Source organism: Stenotrophomonas sp. SPM, assembly GCF_003105135.1.
In the GTDB taxonomy this organism is placed as follows: Bacteria; Pseudomonadota; Gammaproteobacteria; order Xanthomonadales; family Xanthomonadaceae; genus Stenotrophomonas.
On sequence record NZ_QETL01000209.1, the window covers coordinates 1 to 1,539 of the forward strand.

Annotated in this window: 1 protein-coding gene; it reads left to right on the plus strand. The window is 68.0% G+C overall.

Annotated elements, in window-relative coordinates; translation table 11 throughout:
* The first annotated feature begins 91 nt into the window (after positions 1-91).
* Entirely contained in the window at positions 92-1,378 is a 1,287-nt protein-coding gene (locus tag DCO49_RS20035) for a DUF445 family protein (RefSeq protein WP_116865468.1), read from the plus strand.
* Positions 1,379-1,539: the final 161 nt, after the last annotated feature.

A 1,539-nucleotide genomic window follows, 5' to 3' on the forward strand; every position in this document is an offset into this window, starting at 1 on the left:
CACGCTCGGCTGCCGTGCACCGTGGCAAAGCAGCCGAGCGTGGGCTCGGTTCTACAGATCAGCGTCACCGTGCTGCAGGTAGACTCCCCCCATGACGTCTGCCATCGATCCGCGTCGCGCACAGCTGCGGCGCCTGAAAGCCATCGCCCTGGGCCTGCTGCTGTTGATGCTGGCCGGGTTCGCGGTCAGCCACTGGCAGGACGAACGCGGTGGCTGGGCCTGGGTGTCGGCCTTCTGCGAGGCTGCCGCCGTCGGCGCATTGGCCGACTGGTTTGCGGTGGTCGCGCTGTTCCGGCGGCCGATGGGCCTGCCCATTCCGCACACGGCGATCATCCCGCGCAGCAAGGAACGCATCGGCGACAGCCTGGCCCTGTTCGTGCGCGACCAGTTTCTGGAACCGGGCGTGCTGCTGGCCAAGCTGCAGGTATTCGACCCCGCCAGCCGTCTCGGTAGCTGGCTGGCCGATCCGGCACGTTCGCGCATGCTGGCCGACATGGCCCGTGGCTGGGCGCTGCAGGCGCTGGATTTCTTCGACGAAGGCGCCGTGCGCCGGCAGCTGCACAGCTTCGTCGTGCAACAGCTGCGACAGTGGAATGCGGCGTCAACCGCCGGCGAACTGCTGGCCCTGCTGACTGCCGATGGCCGCCACCAGCGCGTGCTGGACGAGGGCCTGCAGCGGCTCGGCCGCTGGCTGGAACAACCGGAAGTGAAGGAGCGCGCCTCGCAGCTGATCGTGCGCTACATCCAGCGCGAGTGGCCAACGCTGTCGAACACGGTGAACTGGATCAAGCCGATCGACGAGATCGGTGACAGCCTGGCCGAGCGGCTGGCGCGTGCGGTGCTGGAAGAACTGCAGCAGGTCCTGGCCGAGCCGCAGCATCCGTTGCGGCAGGACTACGAGACCTGGCTGGGCAACTACGTGCAGCGCCTGCGCGAAGACCCGGCGCTGGCCGAGCGCATCGAGCAGCTGAAGCAGGAAATGATCGACCACCCGGCCCTGCAGGAGTATGTGCAGGGGCTGTGGGCACGCATCCACGCCAGCCTGCGCACGGACCTGCAGCGCGAGGATTCGGCACTGGTCGGCCACCTGCAGCGCAGCCTGGCATCGCTGGGGTCGACGCTGCAGGCCGATCCGGCGCTGCGCGATGCGCTCAACCAGCATCTGCTGGAGGGTGCGCAGCGGTTGACCGAGCGCCTGCGCGAGGGGGTGACCACGCACATCGCGCAGACGGTGAAGGGCTGGGACGAGCGGCACCTGGTCGAGCAGCTGGAACTGAGCGTGGGCCGCGACCTGCAGTTCATCCGGTTCAACGGCACGCTGGTGGGTGGGTTGATCGGGGTGCTGCTGCACGCGGCGACGGTGCTGTTCAAATTCTGATGATTGCTTGGCAGGGCTGCGCCCTGCACCCGCCGAAGCAACGTCAACATCAAAAGCGGGGTATCCCTGGGCTGGCGGGGTGGGTCCGGTTGCGGGGGACGCTGCAAGTACGTCCATGTAAGCTCGGTCGCCGCATCCATGCGGCTCACGCCCCCGCAACC

Bases quoted from the DNA above. Each gene is read 5' to 3' on its own strand.
- DCO49_RS20035 (WP_116865468.1), top strand. From the start codon at position 92: ATGACGTCTGCCATCGATCCGCGTCGCGCACAGCTGCGGCGCCTGAAA.